The sequence below is a fragment of the Arsenophonus endosymbiont of Aphis craccivora genome (assembly GCF_013460135.1).
Classification (GTDB): domain Bacteria; phylum Pseudomonadota; class Gammaproteobacteria; order Enterobacterales; family Enterobacteriaceae; genus Arsenophonus; species Arsenophonus nilaparvatae.
Window position 1 is genome coordinate 574,256 of the sequence record NZ_CP038155.1, and the last position, 24,943, is coordinate 599,198.

Below are 24,943 nucleotides of genomic sequence, written 5' to 3' on the forward strand. Positions count from 1 at the left end.
TTTGCGGCAATAATAGGAGATTAACGACTATCATGCTGACAGATTTTGCCAAAAAAACCAAAAAGTTGAAAAATAATTCACTATAACTAAAAAATAAATTTAGCAAAGATATTCCTTAGTTTTACTAACAACTATACTGTATATTTCATTAATGATCTGATATCCCTATGATCTTTAAAACACGGTCTGCAAATAATACTTCGATAAAATACATGTATTATTAATGCGTTAAGTTAAAAAGGTCTTGATTATTTGGAGTAATGATATGAGTGCAATCGCACTTGGCATGATTATCTTCGCTTATCTCTGTGGTTCAATCTCCAGCGCCGTCTTGATCTGCCGATTGATAGGTATTCCTGATCCCAGAGGCCATGGTTCCGAGAATCCTGGAGCAACCAACGTGTTACGCATTGGTGGAAAAGCGGCTGCTTTAGCTGTGCTCATTTGCGACATCCTAAAAGGGATGATCCCAGTATGGCTAGCCTATTATTTAAATATTCCTCCTTTTTACCTTGGAATTATTGCCATTGCCGCCTGTTTGGGCCATATTTACCCCATTTTCTTTGGTTTTAAAGGTGGAAAAGGCGTTGCTACTGCTTTTGGCTCAATTGTTGCCATTGGCTGGGGGTTATCTGGCGTTGTCGCAGGTACCTGGCTACTGACTGTACTACTCAGTGGATATTCATCATTAGGAGCTATTGTAACTGCTCTATTAGCTCCCTTGTATGTTTGGTGGTTTAAACCGGAATTCACCTTCCCGGTTGCGATGCTTTCATGTCTCATACTCTTTAGCCATCATGATAACATTCAGCGTCTGTGTAGAGGCCAAGAAAGCCTTATATGGCAAAAAATGAAGAAAAAAAGCGAAAAAACAAATAAAGAACTGATTCAAGCCACTAAAAAGCAAGAAAAAAATGATTAACTACTGATTACTGTGTTAATTTTTAGACTTTAAGTTGATTTATGCACAGTTGTTGTTGCTAACGGTGATAAATCTGCTAGTGGCCAACGTGCTTTCACGGTGATATCCAGGCTATTACTTACGCCATTTTTTAAACGGATCATGCCGGCCAGTGCTATCATTGCGCCATTATCAGTACAAAATTCTGGTCGAGCATAAAAAACCTGGCCGCCAATTTTTGTTATCGATTCTGCCATTTTTAGCCGTAAGGTACGATTTGCACTTACACCACCTGCCATAACCAAACGCTTAGAACCCGTTTGTTCTAAAGCACGTTTACATTTGATCACTAATGTATCCACAACAGCATCTTCAAATGCCCGAGCAATATCAGCAGCGGTTTGTTGATCCATACTATTATTACGAATGGTATTGGCAGCAAAAGTTTTTAACCCTGAGAAACTAAAATCCAGTCCCGGACGGTCTGTCATCGGACGAGGAAATACAAAACGGCCAGCCTGTCCTTGCCCTGCCATCAATGAGAGTGCTGGCCCGCCCGGATAATCCAAACCTAATAATTTTGCTGTCTTATCAAAAGCTTCACCCGCAGCATCATCAATTGATTCGCCTAATAACTGATATTGACCAATCGCTATTACATTAATTAACTGAGTATGCCCACCAGAGACCAATAATGCTACAAAAGGGAATTCAGGACTATTTTCTTCCAGCATTGGCGCCAGTAGATGCCCTTCCATGTGATGAATAGGAATAGCCGGCACTTGCCCAGCAAATGCTAATGAACGCCCGATTGTTGCTCCCACCAATAAAGCACCGATCAAACCAGGACCCGCGGTATAAGCAACCGCATCAATATCACCAGCAGTTGAATCCGCTTGTTGTAGTGCCGCTTTAATTAAAGGAATTGTTTTACGAATATGATCGCGAGAAGCTAATTCAGGCACCACTCCGCCATAATCGGCATGTAATTTTACCTGGCTATATAATTGATTGGCTAATAAACCTAATTGATCATCATAAATCGCGATACCCGTTTCATCGCAAGATGTTTCTATACCTAAAACACGCATATATTACTCACCACCTTAGCTAATAACGCAAGTTTATCACTATTTATGTAAAAAAGGTGCAACTTCTCAGCAAATAAATAACTGTCTATCTGGATTAAATCAGTTATAATTAATATAAATAATTTGTAGGGCTTATTCATTATCATCTAGACTATTCCAACTATTTTGTTATTAAAAATAAATAATTGGGTGATTTTGTGCGTTTCGTTTTTATACAGCACTTTACAAAGCCCTACACATTGAAGTAAAATTCCGCACCATTTTAAAGACAGCTGGCTATGATATTGCTAGCAAAAACCGATTTTTTTGAGGTGAAAGGCACATGCCAGTAATTAAAGTACGTGAAAACGAGACATTTGACGTAGCACTACGTCGTTTTAAGCGTTCTTGCGAAAAAGCAGGAATATTAGCTGAAGTGCGCCGTCGTGAGTTCTATGAGAAACCAACGACTGTACGTAAACGTGAAAAAGCATCAGCAGTAAAGCGCCACGCTAAAAAATTGGCTCGCGAGAACGCACGTCGTACTCGTTTGTACTAATTGCTACGGTTCAACAATCGTAACAATTCGACAGCAGTGATTAAGTGATTACAAGAAGGCCGTGCTTTCTAACAGGAAGCACGGCTTGTTATCTTTCATCAATGAAGAGTTTATGGCTGGACGAATCCCGCGTACATTTATCAATGATTTATTGGCCAGAACCGATATCGTTGATCTTATTGATACTAAAGTGCCGCTAAAAAAGCAAGGCAAAAACCATCACGCGTGTTGTCCATTTCATAATGAAAAAACGCCCTCATTTACAGTTAATGGCGATAAACAATTTTATCACTGTTTTGGCTGTGGCGCTCATGGTAATGCCATTGATTTTTTGATGAACTATGACAAGCTTGATTTTGTCGAAACGATTGAAGAACTGGCTACCATGCACGGACTGGAAATTCCTTATGAAAACGGCAACAGTTCAAACCAAATAGAGCGGCATCAGCGACAAAATCTTTATCAATTAATGGATGAAATTAATCAATTTTATCAATATTTATTGAATAAATTAGACTCGCAGAGTGCAAAACAATATTTAATACAGCGCGGCTTAAGTGATGAAGTTATTTATCGCTTTTCTATCGGTTTTGTCCCAAGCGGCTGGGACAACCTACTCAAGCATTTCGCTAAACACGCTGATAGCCATAAACAGCTAGATGCTGCTGGTATGTTAGTTACCAATAATAATGGCCGCACTTACGATCGCTTTCGTGAACGTATAATGTTTCCAATCCGGGATCGTAGAGGACGTGTCGTGGCATTTGGTGGCCGTGTTTTAGATGACACATTACCAAAATATCTCAATTCACCAGAAACTGAGATTTTTCATAAAAGCCGTCAATTATACGGCTTATATGAAGCAACACAAAATAATCTGGCACTTTCTAAACTATTAGTTGTCGAAGGTTATATGGATGTTGTCGCTCTGGCGCAATTTGGTATTAATTATGCCGTAGCGTCATTAGGTACTTCAACCACGGCAGAGCATATCCAGTTACTTTTTCGGACAACAGATACGGTTATTTGTTGTTATGATGGGGATAAAGCTGGTCGCGAAGCCGCATGGCGAACGCTTGAAACGGCACTTCCCTATTTGAGTGATGGCCGCCAACTACAATTTATGTTTTTACCTAATGGCGAGGATCCTGATTCACTAATACGCAAAGAAGGTAAAACAAATTTTGAACAACGGATGGATACATCCCACTCTTTGTCTACATTTTTGTTTGATACATTGGTTGCACAAGTTGATTTAAGCAGTCATGAAGGTAAAGCAAAATTCAATCGTCTTGCTATCCCTTTAATTAAAAAAGTGCCTGGTGATACTTTACAGTTATATTTGGCACAAGAATTAGGTAATTTTATTGGTATTCCTGATACTTCGCGTATTTTTTCCATGATCGAAAAAGGATCGGCGGAAAAAACAAATTATCAGACACCAAAAATTAAACCGACAACAATGCGAATATTGATCGCATTATTGGTACAAAATCCAAATTTTGTCAGCCTAATTCCTACTCTTGATGGAATTAAGCACTCACAATTACCAGGATTAGCGCTGTTTTTAGAGTTAGTTGAACTTTGTCAATCTCATCCTGGCATAAATACTGGTCAATTATTGGAATGCTATCGTAATAATAAATTTGTTAAACAACTTGAAAAACTGGCAACTTGGAATGATATAGAGATAGAAGAGATAGCGGAAAAAATGTTCAAGGATGCGTTGGAGCATTTATTTATTACCGCGCTTGATGAAAGGTTCGCATTTCTGATGGCAAAAGAGCGAACAGAAGGCTTAACAAGTGAAGAACGTGAAGAAGTTCGTTTAATTACTGTTGCAAGAATCAAGCAGTAATCTTGAAAAAGTAAAAAACATCCGGCTTAAGTGCCGTATAACGTAGGGCAAGCGCCTGTAAGTTGCCATGATGTAAAGGGCATGGCACATAAAATACTTAAATTCCCTTTAATTTTATTGTTGGCTGACTTGTTTTCGCCGACCAACAACAACCTAAATTATGAAGTGTAGATACCGTATTATGGAGCAAAACCCGCAGTCACAGCTGAAGCTACTAGTTACCAAAGGTAAAGAGCAAGGCTACCTGACCTATGCTGAGGTCAACGACCATCTGCCGGAAGATATCGTCGATTCAGATCAGATAGAAGATATCATCCAAATGATTAATGATATGGGCATTCAAGTGATGGAAGAAGCGCCTGATGCCGACGATCTTATTCTGGCAGAAACCGCCACTGATACTGACGATGATGCTGTTGAGGCTGCTGCCCAGGTATTATCCAGTGTTGAAAGTGAAATAGGCCGCACAACAGATCCTGTGCGGATGTATATGCGTGAAATGGGCACCGTAGAACTACTGACCCGTGAAGGTGAAATTGATATCGCTAAACGCATCGAAGATGGCATTAATCAGGTTCAGTTTTCTGTTGCTGAATATCCTGAGGCTATCGCTTATCTATTAGACCAATACGAACTTGTTGAAAAAGGTGAAATCCGCCTATCTGATATTATTACCGGCTTCGTTGATCCAAACGCCGAAGAGGATTTAGCACCGACAGCAACACATATCGGTTCAGTGTTACCGGCAGAAGCCTTAAATGATGACGAAGATGAAGATAAAGACGAAGACGACGATAGTGACGACAGTGATGAAAACAATGTCGATCCAGAACTCGCTCGACAGAAATTTTCAGAAATTCGTGAGCAATATGAACGTACTTCCATTGAAATCCAAAAAAGTGGCCGTAACCATGCTAATTCAGTAGCAGAAATAGAGCTGTTGTCTGAGATTTTCAAACAGTTCCGTTTAGTACCAAAACAGTTTGATTATTTAGTGAACAATATGCGTGATATGATGGAACGTGTTCGTTCTCAAGAACGTCTCATCATGAAACTCTGTATTGAACAATGCAAGATGCCGAAGAAAAACTTCATTACCCTATTCTCAGGTAATGAAACCAATGGTAATTGGTTAGCTGCGGCAAAAGCAATGAATAAACCCTGGTCTGAAAAATTAGTTGAAGTCGAAGAAGATATACAACGCTCGTTGCAAAAACTACAACAAATTGAAGAAGAGACTGGTTTAACCATTGAACAGGTTAAAGATATTAACCGCCGAATGTCTATTGGTGAAGCAAAAGCGCGTCGAGCGAAAAAAGAGATGGTTGAAGCTAACTTACGGTTAGTTATCTCTATTGCTAAAAAATATACCAATCGTGGCCTTCAATTCCTTGATCTGATCCAGGAAGGTAACATTGGTCTAATGAAAGCGGTTGATAAATTTGAATACCGTCGTGGCTATAAGTTTTCAACTTATGCAACCTGGTGGATCCGACAGGCGATCACCCGTTCAATTGCTGATCAGGCGCGCACAATCCGTATTCCAGTGCACATGATCGAAACGATCAACAAATTGAACCGCATTTCTCGCCACATGTTACAGGAAATGGGTCGTGAACCCTCGCCTGAAGAATTGGCAGAACGCATGTTAATGCCTGAGGATAAAATCCGTAAAGTACTAAAAATTGCTAAAGAACCTATCTCGATGGAAACACCTATTGGCGATGATGAAGATTCACATCTTGGTGATTTCATTGAAGATACTACTCTAGAGTTACCGTTAGACTCTGCTACCTCGGAAAGTCTAAGATCAGCTACCCACGAAGTTCTAGCTGGCTTAACGACCCGTGAAGCAAAAGTTCTGCGCATGCGCTTTGGTATTGATATGAATACGGATCACACGCTAGAGGAAGTGGGTAAACAGTTTGATGTTACTCGCGAGCGAATCCGACAAATAGAAGCAAAAGCATTACGTAAACTGCGCCATCCAAGTCGTTCAGAAGTGTTACGTAGTTTCCTGGATGAATAACGCTTATTTATCTTTAGCGTAATAAAAAGCACCTCTAGATAGGTGCTTTTTTATTGATAGTTATGTTAACTCAGCAGATCATGAATAAAAGTTTTAGCTACTGTAATTAGATAACATGTTAAAAACGCTAACAAAATGTTGCCTAAACACCCTCGATTCAATTTCCAATCTGATATTTAGTTATCCATCAATATTAATTATTGCCAGTTATAGAGCAGAAATGGTTGTTGTAATTGCACTGATGTCGTCGATAATTGTCGCCACCGCTAGCTGCTGGCCGTTATTGATAAATCAGTTGCCTACAAAGACAAGCAAAATCTGTGGCTTTAGAATAGCAAAAACCACTCATAGAAGAGTGGTATCAATTGGCTGCTATTATAGCTAAAATTTGGTGGCCCCTGCTGGATTTGAACCAGCGACCAAGCGATTATGAGTCGCCTGCTCTAACCACTGAGCCAAGGGGCCTAAGTGGGGTTCATTATACTTGCTGTTTTAGTGCTGGTCTAGTCTTTATAAATCATATGCTTGTTTTATAAACAAAATCAGTGAAATTAATGATTTTGCTGTGTGTAATTTATTTATTAACTATTTCAGTTTAAGTTCATGGCCAATAACTGAACAAAAATAACTTATTGATAAATTTGCATTCAAAAGTTAACAGACAAGTTATGGATGAAATATAAACTAACTCATTATTGATGGGCTTTGTTGAATAAATCAGAATTAGCCGACAGGATGGCTCCCTCTGCTACAGCTGTTATCCGATCCTGACGCTGTGTGGCATACCCAACAACGTCATACGGTTCAGCGCTTTGACCATCGCCATTACTTCACCTACCTGAGCCTCATAGTCACGCAGCCTCAGATGGCCACCCAGCAAAGTTTTTATGCGGAACATCGCTGTTTCTGCCACTGAACGCCGGTGATAACCCACTTTCTTTTTCCACATATCATTACTCCTGCTCAGACGCTGATTCGCCACCGCATGGTTACGTTCATGGTACTTGTCCTGCCAGTATTTCGCTCTGCTTCGCGGCGGGATAAGGGGCCTGATTTTCTTTCTTAGCAACGCGTCGTGGCAGTAACAGGCGTCATAAGCACCGTCTGCTGACACTTCCCTGATTTTCCGGTGGGTTTGGTTAATCAGGCCCGGCAGTGCCTGCGCATCTGTCGTTCCGCTGAGCGATAAGTTGGCACAGATAATCTCATGAGTCACACTGTCTGCTGCCAGATGAAGCTTGCGCCACACTCTTCGTCTGTCAGCCCCATGCTGCCTGACTTTCCTTTCACCTTCGCCAAAGACCTTCAGACCGGTACTGTCGATGACCAGATGCGAGATTTCACCACGCGTTGGCGTTTTTATGCTGATGTTGACGCTCTTTGCTCGTCTGCTGACCAGCGAGTAGTCCGGACAGCACAGCGGCAAAGACATGAGTTTAAAAATCGAATCAACGAAGCCCTGTAATGCCAGGAGCGACAGGTTAAACACACGCTTCATCATCAGGACAGTGGTAACAGCCATATCGCTGTAGTAAAGCGGCCGGCCACGACCTTCAGGCGAAGAACTGTCAGTCCATCCAGCGATGGCCGACTCATCAAGCCAGACCGTCAGGGAACCGCGTTGTCTGAGTGCCTTGTTGTACGCGGGCCAGTTGGTAATTTTAAACTTTTGCTTTGCCATGGGGACCTGATGTTGAAACGAATTTAGCGATCAGCTCCGCCAATCACCTAAAAGTTCGATTTATTCAACAAAGCCTTTATTTATATAATAACATTTAATGTTTTTTAGCATATTATTAATTAGGTGTTATTCACTTCATGAGTTGTTATTAATGTGATGATTAATTAATAAAATATGGATATTATTTTTTTTGCTGACTAGTTAAGTCGTTTTTGCTTAGCTAAACCAATTTTTTAATTCATTGAGTAAAAAAAGAAGCCATCATTGACCCGCATACGGTTATTTTGTATAGTTTTTAACTATAGTGGTTTATAGAAAACAATAAGTTATATAAGAAAATTGTTGTTTTAAGATAATAAAAATGCCAGTTTGTGCTAGTTTTTTGTAAAAATGTAAAGTTGAGTGTTTTTTTCATATCTGCACAACAAAGGGCTTGACAAGTAGTTAAAAAACATTATTTATATTACTAATTTAATGTTAATCATTGTTAATTAATAAAGGAAAGCAATTTTTATGATGCGAATAGCCTTGTTTTTACTTACAAACTTGGCAGTAATGTTTGTATTTGGAATTATTTTGAGTTTGACCGGCATCCAGGGACAAAGCGTTCCATGGCTAATGATTATGGCTGGTCTTTTTGGTTTTGGTGGCTCATTTATCTCATTATTGATGTCAAAATGGATGGCATTACGTTCTGTTGGTGGGCAGGTGATTGAAAGTCCGACAACAGAAACGGAACATTGGTTGTTAAATACCGTCAAGCGTCAGGCTGATCAAGCTGGCATAAAAATGCCAGAAGTTGCTATTTATCATGCACCCGATATTAACGCTTTTGCCACCGGGGCTCGTCGTGATGCGTCATTGGTTGCTGTTAGTACAGGTTTGTTAGAAAGTATGGGACCTGATGAAGCCGAAGCGGTTATCGCCCATGAGATCAGCCATATAGCAAATGGTGATATGGTAACAATGACTTTATTACAAGGAGTAGTGAATACTTTTGTCATTTTTATTTCACGCATCATTGCTCAGCTGGCGTCTGGATTTTTATCAAATAGTAATAATGACAATGAAAGTAGCCAGGGTAATCCAATGATTTACTTTGCGGTATCAATGGTGTTAGAAATTTTATTTGGTATTTTGGCCAGTATTATTACTATGTGGTTCTCGCGTTATCGTGAATTCCGTGCAGATGCAGGTTCGGCGCATTTAGTGGGTAGAGAAAAAATGATTGCTGCATTACAGCGTTTGAAAACAAGTTATGAACCTCAGGAAGCTGGCAGTATGATGGCTTTTTGCATCAACGGACGTTCTAAATCTTTTAGTGAGTTGTTTTTATCCCATCCTCCTCTTGATAAGCGCATTGAAGCTTTACGTATGGGCACTTATCTTAATCGGTAAAACAATAATCAATCCCACCTGATGATGTGGGATTTTTTATTAACTTCGATAGGCTGTTTTGATTTGTTTGATTATTCGTTGAAAAACTTCTGCTTGTTTAGGATCTTGCATAGCAAGAATTTCTTTTTCCATATTGAGTATAGCTCTTCCCGCATCGGCTTGATTTAGCGCTTTTAATATATAGGTTATAAAAGTATTCAAGCAACTAATTTCAGTAGCAATGGTTTCCGTATCCGGTCTACTCGAGCAATCATTTGTCATTTTTTTGCCTCAATGAATTAAAAAATAAAGCAATAATTAATTTGGCGTATTTTACACAGTTGTGTAATTTTACATACCTCTTTATACAACTTTTTTAATTTAAATAATGTATTTAATATTATATTAACTATTTGATTTTAGTTTCTATAATATCTTGTGATTGCAATTATGTCGGACCTTTAAATGGCGAAGAATGGTAATCGAAAACAGGGTTGCTGTTAGGTGCAGCGATTGTTGCCATTTAGGTAAAAATATTTAATTTATCCATGTAAAGATATTCACAATTATTTTATCACTTTTATCTTATACTTTAAAAGTTGGAATAAAAATTTTCAGATGGATGTGGTATGTATAAAGTTATTTTAGTAGCTGTTGATATTGCTCAAGAAGAACTAACGAGTAAAGGGCTTTGTTGAATAAATCGAACTTTTAGGTGATTGGCGGAGCTGATCGCTAAATTCGTTTCAACATCAGGTCCCCATGGCAAAGCAAAAGTTTAAAATTACCAACTGGCCCGCGTACAACAAGGCACTCAGACAACGCGGTTCCCTGACGGTCTGGCTTGATGAGTCGGCCATCGCTGGATGGACTGACAGTTCTTCGCCTGAAGGTCGTGGCCGGCCGCTTTACTACAGCGATATGGCTGTTACCACTGTCCTGATGATGAAGCGTGTGTTTAACCTGTCGCTCCGGGCATTACAGGGCTTCGTTGATTCGATTTTTAAACTCATGTCTTTGCCGCTGTGCTGTCCGGACTACTCGCTGGTCAGCAGACGAGCAAAGAGCGTCAACATCAGCATAAAAACGCCAACGCGTGGTGAAATCTCGCATCTGGTCATCGACAGTACCGGTCTGAAGGTCTTTGGCGAAGGTGAATGGAAAGTCAGGCAGCATGGGGCTGACAGACGAAGAGTGTGGCGCAAGCTTCATCTGGCAGCAGACAGTGTGAATCATGAGATTATCTGTGCCGACTTATCGCTCAGCGGAACGACAGATGCGCAGGCACTGCCGGGCCTGATTAACCAAACCCACCGGAAAATCAGGGAAGTGTCAGCAGACGGTGCTTATTACGCCTGTTACTGCCACGATGCGTTGCTAAGAAAGAAAATCAGGCCCCTTATCCCGCCGCGAAGCGGAGCGAAATACTGGCCGGACAAGTACCATGAACGTAACCATGCGGTGGCGAATCAGCGTCTGAGCAGGAGTAATGATATGTGGAAAAAGAAAGTGGGTTATCACCGGCGTTCAGTGGCAGAAACAGCGATGTTCCGCATAAAAACTTTGCTGGGTGGCCATCTGAGGCTGCGTGACTATGAGGCTCAGGTAGGTGAAGCAATGGCGATGGTCAAAGCGCTGAACCGTATGACGTTGTTGGGTATGCCACACAGCGTCAGGATCGGATAACAGCTGTAGCAGAGGGAGCCATCCTGGCGGCTAATTCTGATTTATTCAACAAAGCCCGAGTAAAGCTATACGACAGGCTGTAAAGTTTGCTAAAGTTTCAAGAGCTAAACTAAATTTTATTCATGTATTGCCTATCTCATCTGCAATCATAAATGCTTATGCTTTGGGATATATGGAAATAAAAGATCGTGCCACCCTAAAAGCAGAGGATGATATGCAAAACCTACTTGAACCGATCGATCTACCCGCTGATCGCCTGGTGGCTATACTATTGCTTTTGGTTCTCCGCGTGATGAAATTGTCAGTCGAGCGGAAGAAATTAACGCTGATATCATCATTCTTGGTTCAAGAAGTCCCAATATCACAACTCATCTGTTAGGTTCGACAGCAGCGGGTGTTGTACGTTATGCAAAAACCTATGTACTGGTGGGGAGATAACAATCAATCATCAAAATTACAAGTTAATTATTTATTATTTTAACAGCTAATTTGATCAATTTTATGGCTTTAGTGTGAAGTATTTTATATTAATGATAAAGGAAACTAAGATTTAGTGCTTATCGTTTGAAGGAGTAAATATGTATAAAATAATTCTCGTTCCAATTGATATCTCAGAAAAAGAACTAATAAAAAAAGCACTCAAACATGCGCTTTATATTGCTAGATTATCTGATGCTAAATTGCATTTCTTGCATGTTGCCCCTGATATGTCTCGTTATTCAATGAGTTATAGTTATCATTATGATTTATTAGCTAATTTTGCCAAGAAAACGATCGAAAGTTCAGAAAAACAATTAAAACAAATAGTTAAGCATATTGACTACCATAAAGAAAAAATTTCTTACTCGGTGGAGATGGGGTCACCTAGAGATAAAGTTTTATCAGAAGCAGAAAAAATAGGTGCTGATTTGATAGTAGTTGGCTCCCGTCGACCAAATATTGCCACGCATTTGCTAGGTTCGAATGCTTCGGCTATTGTTTCTAATGCCACGATTTCGATATTGATAGTTCGGTAGCTAATATTATTATAATGCAAAAAATTAGTTAATTTACCTGCTTTTTAGTTAAGTTAATTATAGTAAATGAAAAAAATCGTAGTGATTATTCGTTGTTGTAAATTAGATTATTTGTGAAGAGTATTGCTAATTTTGATCTAAAAAGAGCGCTATTAATTATGTTGTCTGCTATTGAGCAATAACTTAATTGTTATTATTACTATTAATAAAATTATGCAGGTTTATAGGCTACAACATGGAATATATTGAATCTAATTATCATACTGCAACAAAAAGGCAGAGAAAAATGACTCGCCTTTGTATTCAATGCGCTCAGCTCCTTTTTCAACATGGCGCTGAAAGTATGTTAGTGGAACAATTATCAACCCGATTAGGTATTGCCTTAGGCGTGGATCAAGTTGATAGCGCAATATCTTCTAATGCGATTGTTTTAACAACTGTAATTAACGGTCTCTGTATGACGTCCACTCGTAAAAATATTGATCATGGTATAAATATGCATGTGGTAACTAAGGTTCAGCATACGGTGATATTGGCTGAATATAAATTGTTAGATTGCGATAAGGTTCAGCAGCGTCTGGCTGAAATAAAACCACTACGTTATCCTCGTTGGTTACTAGTGCTTATGATCGGATTATCCTGTGGCTGTTTTTGTAAGCTGAATGGGGGTGGCTGGGATGGCTGCTTTGTCACTTTTATTGCCAGCGGTTGTGCAATGTACATTCGACAAATTCTTACAGCCCAATATATGAATCCATTGATTAATTTTTGTATTACCGCCTTTGTGGCTACTACAGTATCTGGTTTTGTATTAAATATTCCTTATTTTTCCAATGCATCGACGATTTCAATGGCAGCCAGTGTTTTACTGTTAGTTCCTGGATTTCCATTAATTAATTCTGTGGCAGATATGTTTAAAGGTCATATTAATACTGGATTAGCGCGTTGGGCAATGGCGAGTTTGCTGACATTAGCGACTTGTATCGGTATAACCATGGCTATGGCGGTTTGGGGATTAAGAAATTGGGCATAATATTTTTACTCACCTTAATTGAAAAAATGTTATTAGCTGCCATACCTGCAGCCGGTTTTGCTATGGTCTTTAATGTGCCAGTACGGGCGTTAAAATATTGTGCTTTGCTGGGAGCTATAGGTTATGGTTTTCGTATGATACTGATGGAAATGAGCTTTAGTATTGAATGGACAAGTTTTTGCGCGGCAATTTTAATTGGCATTATTGGTATTCAATGGTCACGCTGGTGGTTGGCACATCCCAAAGTGTTTACTGTTGCTGCGATTATTCCTATGTTTCCAGGTATAAGTGCTTATATAGCGATGATATCGTTAGTAAAAATTGCTCATTTGGGCTATAACGCTGAGTTACTTGAGACATTAGTAACACATTTCTTTAAAACCTTATTTATTGTCGGTGCTTTATCGGTTGGTTTATCTATTCCTGGACTATGGTTATATCGTAAGCGTCCACGAGTTTAATCTGGTATTGAATTTAAGGTAATATCAAATTGTTGCTCACCTGATATTATAATTTGAATATTAAGTTCTTCTTGGCTTTGTTGAATAAATCGAACTTTTAGGTGATTGGCGGAGCTGATCGCTAAATTCGTTTCAACATCAGGTCCGCATGGCAAAGCAAAAGTTTAAAATTACCAACTGGCCCGCGTACAACAAGGCACTCAGACAACGCGGTTCCCTGACGGTCTGGCTTGATGAGTCGGCCATCGCTGGATGGACTGACAGTTCTTCGCCTGAAGGTCGTGGCCGGCCGCTTTACTACAGCGATATGGCTGTTACCACTGTCCTGATGATGAAGCGTGTGTTTAACCTGTCGCTCCGGGCATTACAGGGCTTCGTTGATTCGATTTTTAAACTCATGTCTTTGCCGCTGTGCTGTCCGGACTACTCGCTGGTCAGCAGACGAGCAAAGAGCGTCAACATCAGCATAAAAACGCCAACGCGTGGTGAAATCTCGCATCTGGTCATCGACAGTACCGGTCTGAAGGTCTTTGGCGAAGGTGAAAGGAAAGTCAGGCAGCATGGGGCTGACAGACGAAGAGTGTGGCGCAAGCTTCATCTGGCAGCAGACAGTGTGACTCATGAGATTATCTGTGCCGACTTATCGCTCAGCGGAACGACAGATGCGCAGTCACTGCCGGGCCTGATTAACCAAACCCACCGGAAAATCAGGGCTTATCCCGCCGCGAAGCGGAGCGAAATACTGGCCGGACAAGTACCATGAACGTAACCATGCGGTGGCGAATCAGCGTCTGAGCAGGAGTAATGATATGTGGAAAAAGAAAGTGGGTTATCAACGGCGTTCAGTGGCAGAAACAGCGATGTTCCGCATAAAAACTTTGCTGGGTGGCCATCTGAGGCTGCGTGACTATGAGGCTCAGGTAGGTGAAGCAATGGCGATGGTCAAAGCGCTGAACCGTATGACGTTGTTGGGTATGCCACACAGCGTCAGGATCGGATAACAGCTGTAGCAGAGGGAGCCATCCTGTCGGCTAATTCTGATTTATTCAACAAAGCCGTTCTTCTTCTGAATATTTAGTAATAATGACCTTAACATCATTTTCTTGAGCATGTTTTTTTGTCACATCAATTAATTCTTCTTTTAAATGTTTTATTAATGTATTCATTTTATTTCCTAAATGAAAATTAAATTTTATTTTTAAATAACCTATTTTAAATAGTTAGTTATATTTTTATACAAAAAAAAGATAAGGTTTTTATAGATATTCATCATATAAAATAAGAAAATAAAATTAAATTTTTTCATACAGTTGTCGATAATAATGAAAACATTATATGACTAAAATAGTCGATTTATCTATTAATTTTAACCAGGATGTTAATTTTGAAATTAATACATTTTTTAACGGTAATAATTACCGTGATGGTAGTTTTTTGTGCGCCATTTAATTTATTAGCAACACCGATTAGTTTTGATGAAGCAAAAAAAATTGCCCGTAATGAAATTTATTTTGATCAAACTAGCGGAAATCAAGGAACGCTCTATTGTGGATGTCAATGGCAATGGATGGGTAAAAGTGGTGGTAGGGTAGATTTAACTAGCTGTGGTTATCAAGTAAGAAAACAAATAAATAGAGCACAGCGAATAGAGTGGGAACATATTGTGCCGGCATGGGTATTTGGTCATCAGCGCCAATGTTGGCAAAAAGGGGGACGAAAGAATTGCGTCAAGACAGATCCTGTTTTTCGCGCCATCGAAGCCGATCTGTATAACATTGCGCCTTCTATTGGTGAAGTAAATGGTGATAGAAGCAATTTTAATTATGGTCAACTAGCCTCGTCAGTTTTATCGCCTTATGTCCAATGCCAAAGCCGGGTGGATTTTAAAAATCGTATTTTTGAGCCTAGAAATGAAGTAAAAGGCCAGGTTGCTCGTGTAATGTTCTATATGTATGACCGATATAATCTTACTATGTCAAAGCAACAACAACAGCTATTAATGGCCTGGGATCGACAATTTCCGGTTAATCGTTGGGAAAAGTTGCAAAATGAGCGAATTGGCAAAATTACCGGGCACTATAACCCGTTTGTAACCGGTGAATTAACCTGGCAATTAGGTCATAGAAATCAGGCGGCCGGTTTGTCAGTTGCAACTGCTGAAATAGAAAAAAAAGCAATTAAAACAAGAAGTAATATTTCTGCTATGGCGCGCAATTATCTTACCGCCGCGATTAAAGGTAATCAAATTAGCCAAATATACCACTTTTCTCATTGTCAGGGATATAAGGTTTTATCAGCCAAAAATAGTATTGTTTTTGAAAATGAGCAGGCCGCTATTGCTGCGGGTTATCGATTAGCCAAAAATTGCCCGCGACAATAAAAAAACACCTATTATCAAACAAATAGCATATTATCAAGTTGTTCACATTAACTGCGGTTATTAATAAATTATCAGGTGACTTAAAGTAATTGTTTGCGTAATAAAGTTGACAGGCAAGCAATAATCGACAATATTTTTTGTATCAGAGATGTTAAAATATTTTTATAGTCAATTAATGGATATAAAATAATATTAAGCTCTTGAGGATGTTTTATAGTCGTAGTTCTGTGTTTGATGATGTTCAGCATAGGGGATATAGATGATAAAATGTTTAAAGTATACTCTTCATTCATTAACCGGTTATAAGTTATCCATTACATGCAAGATGGTGAAATTTGTAACCGGGTTTTTCATGCAAATCATAAAATTGGAGACAATCGTCTGTTTTAAATAGCTTTTTTGTGTAGATATTCAAATATTATTACCATCGACATATAGACTATCAAAAGGTAAAACTATGAGTAGACAGAAAGCTGCAACAAGAGCACGCCGAGAATTAAGAAGATCTTTAAGAAAAGAGAGTCGCTCGTCTCTTTTAAAAGAGATCAACAATGTGGAATCTTTTGCTGATTTTACAGTATTGAAACCATTGGTATGGCATGTGAAACTCGTGATCGTTCCCCCATTATTCCTCGCAGTGAAGCACAAAGAAAATATATTGAAGCTATTAAGTGGCAAAAATTGATTTTGGCAAATGGTGAAGCAGGATGCGGTAAAACATTTATTAGTTCTGCAATGGCTGCTGATGATCTCATTAATAAAGAAATCAATAAAATTATTGTAACTCGTCCGGTTTTGCAAGCAGAGGAGGATTTAGGTTTCTTACCGGGTGATATGGCAGAGAAATTCGCACCTTTCTTTCGGCCGGTATATGATATTTTAGCCAAAAGATTGAGACACTCTTTTCTACAATACTGTCTACGGCCAGAAATAGGCAAAGTAGAAATTGCACCTTTTGCTTACATGCCTGGCTGAAACAATTGTTAGTAAACCCAAGTGCAAAAGGCCGGCAATAGTTGACGAGTTTTTTGTAATAGTTCTATTTATTCAATAAAGTCACTCAATTTCTGCGAGTTTGATGTATAAAACTTACGGTAAGAAATGACAAACAAACTGGCAGAACAGCGATTGTCGATCGTTATTATCATTGACAAGAATATTTTATTTAATCTATGACATCATTTTATGACGCTAAAATGCGAGCGAGGGAAAAGGAATGCAACCCACACGATTTCGTAATGTTATTGTTTTTGGTGACAGCTTGTCTGACACAGGTATTATGGCCAGTTCCTTTATTGGCAAGCTAGCGAGCGCATTCCGTGCCATGACGGTGAATCCGACAGGTCGTTACAGTGATTGCCGTAACTGGACAGATGCAGCGACAGGTGGAGGATCACTTGTAATGGCTAATGATATCACTTCGAAAAAGTTAACTAGCAAGCATCAATCATTTTCTCAAGAATCCGGGTGGGGACACGGTTCTGACCTGTGGTTTAGATATGCCAATTACGCCGTTGGTGGTGCTACGGGGGGAATACCCTACGGTACTGTACACAAATGTTCACTTACGACTATGAAAAATGAGGTGAAGGCTTTCGAGAAAGATTTCTCATTACAAGGTATAAATAATGAAAACTTTCTTTTTATTGTTTGGTTTGGCGCTAACGACCTTTACACGGCAGGTTTTCCTGCCACCGAGATGCACAAAGTGGCAATTAAAATTGCTCATAAGCGTAGAGAAGAATTAGTTAAAATTGTTGGTTCAAGTAATGCACACTTTATTTATATAAATATGGGACTTCCATTATCGGCTGCGAGTTATCAGGCGATGGTTAGTTCTGCCAAAGCGAAATATCAAACGTCTATCAACGAGAAGAAAGCTAAACGTATTTATGATGAAGTTAGGAGACAAATTAATAACTTTGCAAGTGGGGCAATGTTATTTAACCACACACTAAGAGAGATTACTGAAACCAGAATCGATGTCAAACCTGTATGAAAAGTTACATTTATCAGAAGGGTTGCAAGAAGTTGGAACCAGCAATCAATTTATCGATAGCTGTAATTACGATATTATTATGGGTCATAACAGTAGAGTGTCTACTTCAGATAAAGCTAATCCGACAGATCGTGTCTATCGCGTGGTATGTCAAAAAATTTGTGAGTCACTGTGGGAAAGAGGTTACACTTTTGGCACGCTTCCGGTAACCAAGGGTTCTGATCAGACTTACTTTTGTACTCGGCTTTGATTGAGCTAGCATCAAAAAATTAAGCCATAACCAATAGAAAAGCCCACGCAATTTGCGTGGGCTTTTAGTGTTTTTGCGGTCTTTATAGATTGTGTTGAGATGTCATAAAGCCGGCCAGAATGGATCAAACATTAAACAAAAAGTTCATTACATCGCCATCTTGCACAATATAATCTTTCCCCTCGGCGCGCATTTTGCCGGCTTCTTTGGCGCCTTGCTCGCCGTTATAGTGAATAAAATCGGCAAATGAAATTGTCTGGGCGCGGATAAAACCTTTTTCAAAATCGGTATGAATTTTACCGGCAGCTTGTGGTGCGGTGGCACCAACAGGGATGGTCCAGGCTCGAACTTCTTTGACCCCGGCAGTGAAGTAAGTTTGTAAATTAAGTAACTTATAACCGGCTCGGATCACACGATTTAGTCCCGGTTCTTCAATACCTAACTCAGCCATAAATTCGTCGCGTTCATCTTCATCCAGTTCGGCTATATCGGCTTCAACGGCCGCACATACTGGCACCACCACCGAGCCCTCTTTTTCAGCAATGGCCAGCACTGCATCTAGGGGGCGATTGTTGTTAAAACCATCTTCACTCACATTAGCAATATACATAGTTGGTTTGAGGGTTAAAAAGCTGAGATAGCGGATGGCGGCTTTTTCTTCTTTACTTAACGCTAGAGTTCGTAGCATCTCGGCGTTTTCAAGATGCGGTAAACATTTTGTCAAAATGTCTAATTCAATTTTTGCTTCTTTGTCGCCACCTTTAGCTTTTTTCTGAATGCGATGAATAGCGCGCTCACAGGTATCTAAGTCAGCTAATGCCAATTCAGTATTAATTGTATCAATATCTGCTAGTGGATCAACCTGGCCGGCAACATGGATGATGTTATCATTGTCGAAACAGCGAACAACATGGCCGATCGCTTCAGTTTCACGGATGTTAGTTAAAAATTGATTGCCTAAACCTTCGTCTTTAGATGCGCCTTTTACCAGTCCGGCAATGTCGACAAACTCCATTGTTGTCGGTAGTACTAGCTGTGGTTTGACAATTTGCGCCAATTGATCAAGACGAGGATCGGGCATCGGTACTACACCGGTATTAGGCTCAATAGTACAAAAAGGAAAGTTTGCTGCCTCGATGCCGGCTTTGGTCAGCGCATTAAAAAGCGTTGATTTTCCTACATTGGGCAGACCAACGATACCGCATTTAAATCCCATAAATATGTTACCTTAGTTTTTATCTGTTCAATCGCGTATCGCTAATTGATAAATATGAATGAATTTATCGATGATTATACACGTAACAGTTAGCTTGCCGAAGATATGAGGTAATAGTATTAACTCTATGCCTTAAAAGCGTGCAACTGATTTACTGCTTTATTAACGCCTTCATTAAGCAGGCTCGGTGTACAACGTATTGCTTCATCAATGGTATCATCGATTAATTTTTGTTCCCGGAGGGTGGGTTTATTCAACACAAAGCCGACAACTTTATTTTTATCACCGGGATGACCAATACCAATGCGTAAACGATAAAAATTAGGGTTGTTACCTAGTTTATTTTGAATATCTTTAAGACCATTATGTCCGCCATTGCTGCCGCCTAATTTTATTTTGGCAGTGCCTGGCATTAAATCTAATTCGTCATGGGCGACAAGAATTTCAGCTGGCTTGATACGATAAAAACTGGCTAATGCTAACACTGATTTTCCACTAAGATTCATATATGTTGTCGGTATCAGTAAGCGAACATCATTATTTGCCAAGTTGATCCTGGCGGTATGACAAAAAAATTTACTTTCTTCTTTTAGTAATTGATTATGTTGTTTGGCTAATAATTCGACATACCAGGCGCCTGCATTATGCCGAGTTAACGCGTATTCAGAACCTGGGTTAGCCAGACCGACGATCAGTTTTATGTTACTCACCATATTCTTTCACTATTGAGCGGTTTTAATTAAAGAACATAGCTTACCTTTTCTGACAACCGACTACAAAAAGTTAAATTTGATGACAGTAGAATAGGTTGATCAGGTTAGCTGCATAATGGCTACTATTGTTTCAATAAAAATAGTTTGATGTATAGATTTGTGAATAAAATATTATCTAATGTGATCATTTCCTCAATCTGAGTCGGAAAACTATTACTATAATATAGCAAAGGAGTAGGTATTTTTATTATTCAATATTGTACATAGTGATAAGTATTTTGGAGGGTATGATATGAAAAGAAAACAGTCTTTTTGATTAGGTAATTGCTTGATGGTAACTGGCATGGCAATTATGGTGATCAGTATTGCATATAATATTTTCAATCATGTTTTTCAATTAACTCTACCCGAATATTTAGCAGAAATATCACTGATTAGTCTTTTTATTGGTGCTTTGATTTGGTTAGCTGGTGCCAGAGTGAGTGGTCATGAGGGCATTGCTGATCGTTATTGGTGGCTGCGAAATTTTGACGAGCGCCATCGTCGATAATCTATCTTAAAGTAAAGAAAAACCCCGTGATAAATATCAAAGGGTTTTCGGTAGTACTAAGTTAATAAATGCTGCAGCAAAAAATTTAACTGAGCGTAATTTATTATTTAGTGTTCAAACATCGCTGAGATTGACTCTTCGTTGCTGATCCTGCGAATGGCTTCAGCCAACATGCCTGATAGCGTTAATGAGCGAACCTTATTGAGCTGTTTGATTTCAGCTGATAAGGGAATAGTGTCACAAACAACCACCTCATCAATGACTGAATCTTTAATATTAGCGACGGCATTACCGGAAAATATGGGATGGGTAGCATATGCAAAGACCCGTTTAGCGCCTCGTTCCTTAAGTGCTTCAGCGGCTTTACACAAGGTACCACCGGTATCTATCATATCATCAACCAGTACACAGTCTCGATTGGCAACATCACCAATGATATGCATAACTTGGGAAACGTTTGCGCGTGGCCGACGTTTATCAATAATGGCCATATCGGTATCATTTAATAATTTGGCAATGGCGCGGGCGCGTACTACTCCGCCTATATCTGGTGAAACGACGATCGGATGGTCTAGATTTTGTTGTAGCATATCTTCTAACAAAATCGGACTACCAAAAACGTTATCTACCGGCACATCAAAAAACCCCTGGATTTGCTCGGCATGCAGATCGACAGTTAAGACCCGGTCAACACCGACACTGGAAAGAAAATCGGCCACTACTTTAGCGGTAATAGGCACACGTGCTGAACGTACACGGCGATCTTGACGTGCATAACCAAAATAGGGAATGACAGCGGTGATCCGACCAGCAGATGCACGGTGTAGTGCATCAACCATGACAACAAGCTCCATTAAATTGTCGTTTGTTGGGGCACACGTTGATTGTATGATGAAAATATCACCACCACGGACATTTTCATTAATTTGTACACTAACCTCACCATCACTAAAACGACCAACCGCAGCGTCGCCAAGGCTCATATACAGTCGGTTGGCAACACGTTGAGCAAGTTCCGGTGTAGCATTACCAGCAAAAAGCTTCATATCAGGCACGTAAAAAACCTCAGGCTTGCGTCTATAAAGATATTATCGACCAAAAAATATTATTATTGATGCTCTCGATATCTGGAAATCCCAGCGCGGAATGTATGCAAAGGAGACTGCTTAACGCCTTGCGCAACGAAACCCTGCACCCACTCTGGGGCTTTATTTAACACCTTACGGGCAGCAGCTTCAGTTTCGAATTCAGCAAAAACGCAAGCACCTGTGCCGGTAAGGCGTGATGATGTATATTCTAGCAGCCATGAAATAAGCTCTTCAACCTCAGGGAAACGTTTTCTTGCGATTGGTTCACAATCATTTGCGTATGGCCCTTGTAACAATGCGCTTAATGAGCGTTTTGCTGAATTACGTTTTAATTCCGGATCAGCAAAAATTTGTTGGGTAGCAATATTTATTCCAGGGTGGGCCACTAAATACCATTTTTCTGCAGGACTGGCTGGCAAAAGTTGATCACCGATGCCTTGCGCGAAAGCGGCATGACCTATTACGAATACCGTAACATCGGCGCCGAGCTGACGGCCAAGCTCGGCTAGGGTATTATCATCAATACGAGTTTGCCAATGGTGATTTAAGGCAATCAATGTGGTTGCTGCATTAGAAGAGCCACCGCCTAAACCACCACCGGTGGGTAATCTTTTCTTAACATAAATATCGGCACCTTGATGACTATCAGCGCGATCTACTGCAATGCAATAGCGTTGTAATAAGCGCGCTGCTTTAACAATAAGGTTATTTTCTGCTGACAGATTAGTAAAGGGTGTAAGCAGCCTAATTTGATTATCTTCACGTGGTTTGATGGTAATTTCATCACCATAGTTAAGAAATTGGAACAGAGTCTGAAGTTGATGGTAACCATCAGCTCGCCGGCCGGTAATATAGAGAAATAAGTTAAGTTTTGCTGGAGAGGGCCAGGTTAATGTCATTAGTTTAGCGTCCAACTGTCCATTTTTAACTTAATACGTTGTTTACCTTGTGTTAATTCAATCCGGCTAGGTAGTTTAGGCTGACTATCCTGATGATAAGCAAGGTAGTTCAAATGCCAGGTTTCGCCATTTTGCCTATATTCGATGGTTTTTAACAGCCCATTTTCGTCTAGTGTGAATGATGTGGCATTAGTGGGTAAACCGATTAACCAATAGGGCAGGTTTTCAATCGTAATTTCCATACCTGTTAATTGATAAATCATCTGTGCTGGATGATGGTTGACATATTTTTTACCTTCTCTATCCATTAGCTGGGTAACGCCAGGGGTTACATTGAGCTCTAATTCTGTTGTTCCTAATGGATTGGTCAGTAACAGGCGGTAATTAGACAGCGTATATTGTTGCCAAAAGAATTTGGCATAGGTTTTATTATCTGGGACAATATAGGCAAAAGCACCACGGGTTTGAAATTTTGTCAACTTGGCCAGTTGCTGCTGGTGGTTTATCCATAATGGATTGGTTATTGAGCCGTTTTTTTCAGTTGTTAATTGTTGATTGAATGTACAGGCGGTCAAAAAAACAGCAATTAGTGGGATAAATTTGTAATAATAGTGACGTAAACTGGCAAACTGCTTGGCAATGAGTATCATTAAATATTTCCTATTCACACAAGTGGTATTAATTTGTTGATATCGATCAGAAAATTATTAAGGTAAATGTAACTACAATTGGGAAAAAATGCCCGAATTATTCATTTGCTTAGTTTAACATCTTTAATTGCCTAGTTGCATAAAGTAGAATACTACCTCAAAATTTCCTTGTTAAAGTTATTGGTTTTATTTTTGTGTGCTTAACAGATGTTTAGAAACCATTTAGTTACTTGATTTAGTGAATATGACATTACTTGCACTCGGTATAAACCATAAAACCGCGCCTATAACGTTACGTGAACGGTTAATTTTTGGGCCGGAAAGAATTGAACACGCACTGGATAATTTACTTCAGCAGCCACTTGTTCATAGTGGCGTTGTGCTCTCTACATGTAACCGTACTGAGCTTTATCTATGCGTTGATTCACAAGAATCCCTACAAGATCAATTCATTGATTGGTTATGTAACTATCATCGTTTAAATTTAAATGATATTAAAACAAGTATTTATTGGCACCAAGATAATGCTGCTGTTAGCCACTTAATGCGTGTTGCCAGTGGATTAGATTCATTAGTCTTAGGTGAGCCGCAAATTTTAGGTCAAGTTAAACAAGCATTTTCTAAATCTCAGCACTATACAAAGTTATCTAGTGAGTTGGAGCGTTTATTTAAACGCTCATTTTCAGTTGCTAAACGTATTCGTACGGAAACCGAAATTGGTGCTAATGCGGTTTCGGTTGCTTTTGTCGCTTGTACGCTAGCTCGTCAGATTTTTGAATCACTGTCTGAATTGCATATTTTACTGGTAGGTGCCGGCGAGACTATCGAACTGGCTGCGCGCTATCTGCGTGAACATCATGCTAAGCATTTGATGATCGCTAACCGAACTCGAGAACGCGCTGCACGTTTTGCTAATCAAGTGGGTGCGGAAGTTATCACTTTAGCTGAAATTGATACCCGTTTAGCCGCCGCGGATATTGTGATTAGTTCTACTGCTAGGCCTTTACCGATCATTGGTAAAGGGATGGTTGAAAGGGCAATGAAAGTCCGCCGTAATAAGCCGATGTTGCTGATTGATATTGCTGTTCCGCGAGATATTGAACCTAATGTTGACAGATTAAATAATATTTATCTCTATAGCGTTGATGATTTGCATGCGATTGTGCAACACAATGTCGAACAACGGAAAATGGAGGCAGTTCAGGCTGAGCTTATTGTTGAGCAAGAAAGTGCTTATTTTATGGATTGGTTGCGTTCTCAGTCATCAGTCAATACAATTCGTGATTATCGTGGTCAGGCAGAGCAAATTAGGGCTGAAATGGCAGAAAAAGCACTTGCTTCACTGCGAAATGGTGCAGATAGCGAGCAAGTGATCAATCAATTGACCTATCAGTTAATGAATCGCCTGATCCACACACCAACCAAATCACTCCAGCAAGCAGCGACAGATGGTGATATTCACCGTCTTAATATTTTAAAAGATAGCTTAGGAGTGGAGCAAAATTAAACTACCTTTAGGAAGGTCTC

Annotated in this window: 22 protein-coding genes, 1 tRNA gene and 3 pseudogenes; 16 read left to right on the plus strand and 10 right to left on the minus strand. The window is 39.7% G+C overall.

The genetic code is table 11. The features are described from left to right. Nucleotides 1-265: 265 nt before the first annotated feature. Nucleotides 266-922 (plus strand): glycerol-3-phosphate 1-O-acyltransferase PlsY, encoded by a 657-nt coding sequence (plsY, locus tag E3U36_RS03135; protein WP_180817068.1) that lies wholly within the window; start codon nucleotides 266-268, stop codon nucleotides 920-922. Between the two features lie 29 nt (nucleotides 923-951). Here plsY and tsaD read toward each other — a convergent pair whose 3' ends face one another. Continuing rightward, on the minus strand, nucleotides 952-1,992 hold the full coding sequence (gene tsaD / locus E3U36_RS03140) for a tRNA (adenosine(37)-N6)-threonylcarbamoyltransferase complex transferase subunit TsaD (RefSeq protein WP_180817069.1): 1,041 nt from the start codon (nucleotides 1,990-1,992) through the stop codon (nucleotides 952-954). Nucleotides 1,993-2,314: 322 nt separating this feature from the next. Between tsaD and rpsU the strand changes: the two genes are divergently transcribed. From rpsU to rpoD, 3 genes are all read left to right on the plus strand, one after another. After that, the gene (gene rpsU, locus E3U36_RS03145; RefSeq protein ID WP_180817070.1) at nucleotides 2,315-2,530 is read left to right on the plus strand and encodes a 30S ribosomal protein S21; all 216 of its coding nucleotides are present in this window, start codon (nucleotides 2,315-2,317) and stop codon (nucleotides 2,528-2,530) included. 112 nt (nucleotides 2,531-2,642) lie between these two features. After that, entirely contained in the window at nucleotides 2,643-4,388 is a 1,746-nt protein-coding gene (gene dnaG / locus E3U36_RS03150) for a DNA primase (RefSeq protein WP_180817512.1), read from the plus strand. Nucleotides 4,389-4,569: 181 nt separating this feature from the next. After that, the gene (rpoD, locus tag E3U36_RS03155) at nucleotides 4,570-6,417 is read left to right on the plus strand and encodes an RNA polymerase sigma factor RpoD (protein WP_180817071.1); all 1,848 of its coding nucleotides are present in this window, start codon (nucleotides 4,570-4,572) and stop codon (nucleotides 6,415-6,417) included. A 389-nt stretch (nucleotides 6,418-6,806) separates the two neighbouring features. Here the strand turns inward: rpoD and E3U36_RS03160 are convergent. Next, nucleotides 6,807-6,882: transfer RNA gene (locus E3U36_RS03160), tRNA-Ile, on the minus strand. Between the two features lie 292 nt (nucleotides 6,883-7,174). Continuing rightward, the gene (locus E3U36_RS03165; protein WP_180817072.1) at nucleotides 7,175-8,098 is read right to left on the minus strand and encodes an IS5 family transposase; all 924 of its coding nucleotides are present in this window, start codon (nucleotides 8,096-8,098) and stop codon (nucleotides 7,175-7,177) included. Nucleotides 8,099-8,611: 513 nt separating this feature from the next. Here E3U36_RS03165 and htpX point away from each other — a divergent pair. Further along, nucleotides 8,612-9,496 carry a protease HtpX gene (gene htpX / locus E3U36_RS03170; RefSeq protein WP_180817073.1) on the plus strand — a complete coding sequence of 295 codons (885 nt, stop codon included), beginning with the start codon at nucleotides 8,612-8,614 and terminating at the stop codon, nucleotides 9,494-9,496. Between the two features lie 39 nt (nucleotides 9,497-9,535). Here htpX and E3U36_RS03175 read toward each other — a convergent pair whose 3' ends face one another. Further along, entirely contained in the window at nucleotides 9,536-9,757 is a 222-nt protein-coding gene (locus tag E3U36_RS03175; protein WP_180817074.1) for a DUF2594 family protein, read from the minus strand. A 480-nt stretch (nucleotides 9,758-10,237) separates the two neighbouring features. Here E3U36_RS03175 and E3U36_RS03180 point away from each other — a divergent pair, with 480 nt between their 5' ends. From E3U36_RS03180 to E3U36_RS03200, 5 genes and pseudogenes are all read left to right on the plus strand, one after another. After that, complete coding sequence (locus tag E3U36_RS03180; protein WP_180817075.1) at nucleotides 10,238-11,161, plus strand: IS5 family transposase; 924 nt, start codon at nucleotides 10,238-10,240, stop codon at nucleotides 11,159-11,161. 43 nt (nucleotides 11,162-11,204) lie between these two features. Continuing rightward, nucleotides 11,205-11,599: pseudogene (locus E3U36_RS03185) on the plus strand (universal stress protein). A 140-nt stretch (nucleotides 11,600-11,739) separates the two neighbouring features. Continuing rightward, nucleotides 11,740-12,177 (plus strand): universal stress protein, encoded by a 438-nt coding sequence (locus E3U36_RS03190; RefSeq protein WP_180817076.1) that lies wholly within the window; start codon nucleotides 11,740-11,742, stop codon nucleotides 12,175-12,177. 235 nt (nucleotides 12,178-12,412) lie between these two features. After that, a complete protein-coding gene (locus E3U36_RS03195; protein WP_180817077.1) occupies nucleotides 12,413-13,210 on the plus strand; it encodes a threonine/serine exporter family protein in 798 nt (265 codons plus the stop codon). Next, entirely contained in the window at nucleotides 13,201-13,671 is a 471-nt protein-coding gene (locus E3U36_RS03200; RefSeq protein WP_180817078.1) for a threonine/serine exporter, read from the plus strand. Before E3U36_RS03195 ends, E3U36_RS03200 begins: the two co-directional genes overlap by 10 nt. On the opposite strand, the gene E3U36_RS03205 is transcribed toward E3U36_RS03200, so the two are convergent. Then, nucleotides 13,668-13,826, minus strand: coding sequence for a hypothetical protein (locus E3U36_RS03205; RefSeq protein WP_180817079.1), 159 nt, complete (start codon nucleotides 13,824-13,826; stop codon nucleotides 13,668-13,670). The genes E3U36_RS03200 and E3U36_RS03205 overlap by 4 nt on opposite strands. Here E3U36_RS03205 and E3U36_RS03210 point away from each other — a divergent pair. The 4 genes and pseudogenes from E3U36_RS03210 (at nucleotide 13,820) to E3U36_RS03230 (ending at nucleotide 18,050) form a co-directional block, all read left to right on the plus strand. Then, a pseudogene (locus tag E3U36_RS03210) lies at nucleotides 13,820-14,672 on the plus strand (IS5 family transposase). The gene E3U36_RS03205 and the pseudogene E3U36_RS03210 overlap by 7 nt on opposite strands. A gap of 380 nt (nucleotides 14,673-15,052) precedes the next feature. Further along, on the plus strand, nucleotides 15,053-16,051 hold the full coding sequence (locus tag E3U36_RS03215) for an endonuclease (RefSeq protein WP_238337538.1): 999 nt from the start codon (nucleotides 15,053-15,055) through the stop codon (nucleotides 16,049-16,051). 457 nt (nucleotides 16,052-16,508) lie between these two features. Beyond that, nucleotides 16,509-17,023: pseudogene (locus E3U36_RS03225) on the plus strand (PhoH family protein); the annotation flags it as partial. A 244-nt stretch (nucleotides 17,024-17,267) separates the two neighbouring features. Beyond that, nucleotides 17,268-18,050, plus strand: coding sequence for an SGNH/GDSL hydrolase family protein (locus tag E3U36_RS03230; protein ID WP_238337499.1), 783 nt, complete (start codon nucleotides 17,268-17,270; stop codon nucleotides 18,048-18,050). 374 nt (nucleotides 18,051-18,424) lie between these two features. Here the strand turns inward: E3U36_RS03230 and ychF are convergent, their stop codons facing one another. Both ychF and pth read right to left on the minus strand, forming a co-directional pair. Continuing rightward, complete coding sequence (gene ychF, locus E3U36_RS03235) at nucleotides 18,425-19,516, minus strand: redox-regulated ATPase YchF (protein ID WP_180817083.1); 1,092 nt, start codon at nucleotides 19,514-19,516, stop codon at nucleotides 18,425-18,427. Nucleotides 19,517-19,641: 125 nt separating this feature from the next. Next, nucleotides 19,642-20,226, minus strand: coding sequence for an aminoacyl-tRNA hydrolase (gene pth / locus E3U36_RS03240; RefSeq protein WP_180817513.1), 585 nt, complete (start codon nucleotides 20,224-20,226; stop codon nucleotides 19,642-19,644). A 331-nt stretch (nucleotides 20,227-20,557) separates the two neighbouring features. Between pth and ychH the strand changes: the two genes are divergently transcribed. Beyond that, the gene (gene ychH, locus E3U36_RS03245; RefSeq protein ID WP_304488604.1) at nucleotides 20,558-20,779 is read left to right on the plus strand and encodes a stress-induced protein YchH; all 222 of its coding nucleotides are present in this window, start codon (nucleotides 20,558-20,560) and stop codon (nucleotides 20,777-20,779) included. A gap of 107 nt (nucleotides 20,780-20,886) precedes the next feature. Here ychH and prs read toward each other — a convergent pair whose 3' ends face one another. The 3 genes from prs to lolB are packed head-to-tail and all read right to left on the minus strand — an operon-like array spanning nucleotide 20,887 to nucleotide 23,416. After that, entirely contained in the window at nucleotides 20,887-21,834 is a 948-nt protein-coding gene (gene prs, locus E3U36_RS03250) for a ribose-phosphate diphosphokinase (RefSeq protein WP_180817084.1), read from the minus strand. A gap of 53 nt (nucleotides 21,835-21,887) precedes the next feature. After that, nucleotides 21,888-22,766, minus strand: a complete 879-nt coding sequence (ispE, locus tag E3U36_RS03255) for a 4-(cytidine 5'-diphospho)-2-C-methyl-D-erythritol kinase (protein WP_180817085.1) — start codon at nucleotides 22,764-22,766, stop codon at nucleotides 21,888-21,890. Next, nucleotides 22,766-23,416, minus strand: coding sequence for a lipoprotein insertase outer membrane protein LolB (gene lolB / locus E3U36_RS03260; RefSeq protein WP_180817086.1), 651 nt, complete (start codon nucleotides 23,414-23,416; stop codon nucleotides 22,766-22,768). The genes ispE and lolB overlap by 1 nt, the downstream gene beginning before the upstream one ends. 244 nt (nucleotides 23,417-23,660) lie before the next feature. Between lolB and hemA the strand changes: the two genes are divergently transcribed. Next, nucleotides 23,661-24,923 carry a glutamyl-tRNA reductase gene (gene hemA, locus E3U36_RS03265; protein WP_180817087.1) on the plus strand — a complete coding sequence of 421 codons (1,263 nt, stop codon included), beginning with the start codon at nucleotides 23,661-23,663 and terminating at the stop codon, nucleotides 24,921-24,923. Nucleotides 24,924-24,943 lie beyond the last annotated feature (20 nt).

Bases quoted from the DNA above. Each gene is read 5' to 3' on its own strand.
- rpsU (WP_180817070.1), top strand. From the start codon at position 2,315: ATGCCAGTAATTAAAGTACGTGAAAACGAGACATTTGACGTAGCACTA.
- rpoD (WP_180817071.1), top strand. From the start codon at position 4,570: ATGGAGCAAAACCCGCAGTCACAGCTGAAGCTACTAGTTACCAAAGGT.
- hemA (WP_180817087.1), top strand. From the start codon at position 23,661: ATGACATTACTTGCACTCGGTATAAACCATAAAACCGCGCCTATAACG.
- E3U36_RS03230 (WP_238337499.1), top strand. From the start codon at position 17,268: ATGCAACCCACACGATTTCGTAATGTTATTGTTTTTGGTGACAGCTTG.
- E3U36_RS03180 (WP_180817075.1), top strand. From the start codon at position 10,238: ATGGCAAAGCAAAAGTTTAAAATTACCAACTGGCCCGCGTACAACAAG.
- E3U36_RS03165 (WP_180817072.1), bottom strand. From the start codon at position 8,098: ATGGCAAAGCAAAAGTTTAAAATTACCAACTGGCCCGCGTACAACAAG.
- ispE (WP_180817085.1), bottom strand. From the start codon at position 22,766: ATGACATTAACCTGGCCCTCTCCAGCAAAACTTAACTTATTTCTCTAT.
- E3U36_RS03175 (WP_180817074.1), bottom strand. From the start codon at position 9,757: ATGACAAATGATTGCTCGAGTAGACCGGATACGGAAACCATTGCTACT.
- lolB (WP_180817086.1), bottom strand. From the start codon at position 23,416: ATGATACTCATTGCCAAGCAGTTTGCCAGTTTACGTCACTATTATTAC.
- dnaG (WP_180817512.1), top strand. From the start codon at position 2,643: ATGGCTGGACGAATCCCGCGTACATTTATCAATGATTTATTGGCCAGA.
- E3U36_RS03195 (WP_180817077.1), top strand. From the start codon at position 12,413: ATGGAATATATTGAATCTAATTATCATACTGCAACAAAAAGGCAGAGA.
- E3U36_RS03190 (WP_180817076.1), top strand. From the start codon at position 11,740: ATGTATAAAATAATTCTCGTTCCAATTGATATCTCAGAAAAAGAACTA.
- htpX (WP_180817073.1), top strand. From the start codon at position 8,612: ATGATGCGAATAGCCTTGTTTTTACTTACAAACTTGGCAGTAATGTTT.
- tsaD (WP_180817069.1), bottom strand. From the start codon at position 1,992: ATGCGTGTTTTAGGTATAGAAACATCTTGCGATGAAACGGGTATCGCG.
- ychF (WP_180817083.1), bottom strand. From the start codon at position 19,516: ATGGGATTTAAATGCGGTATCGTTGGTCTGCCCAATGTAGGAAAATCA.
- plsY (WP_180817068.1), top strand. From the start codon at position 266: ATGAGTGCAATCGCACTTGGCATGATTATCTTCGCTTATCTCTGTGGT.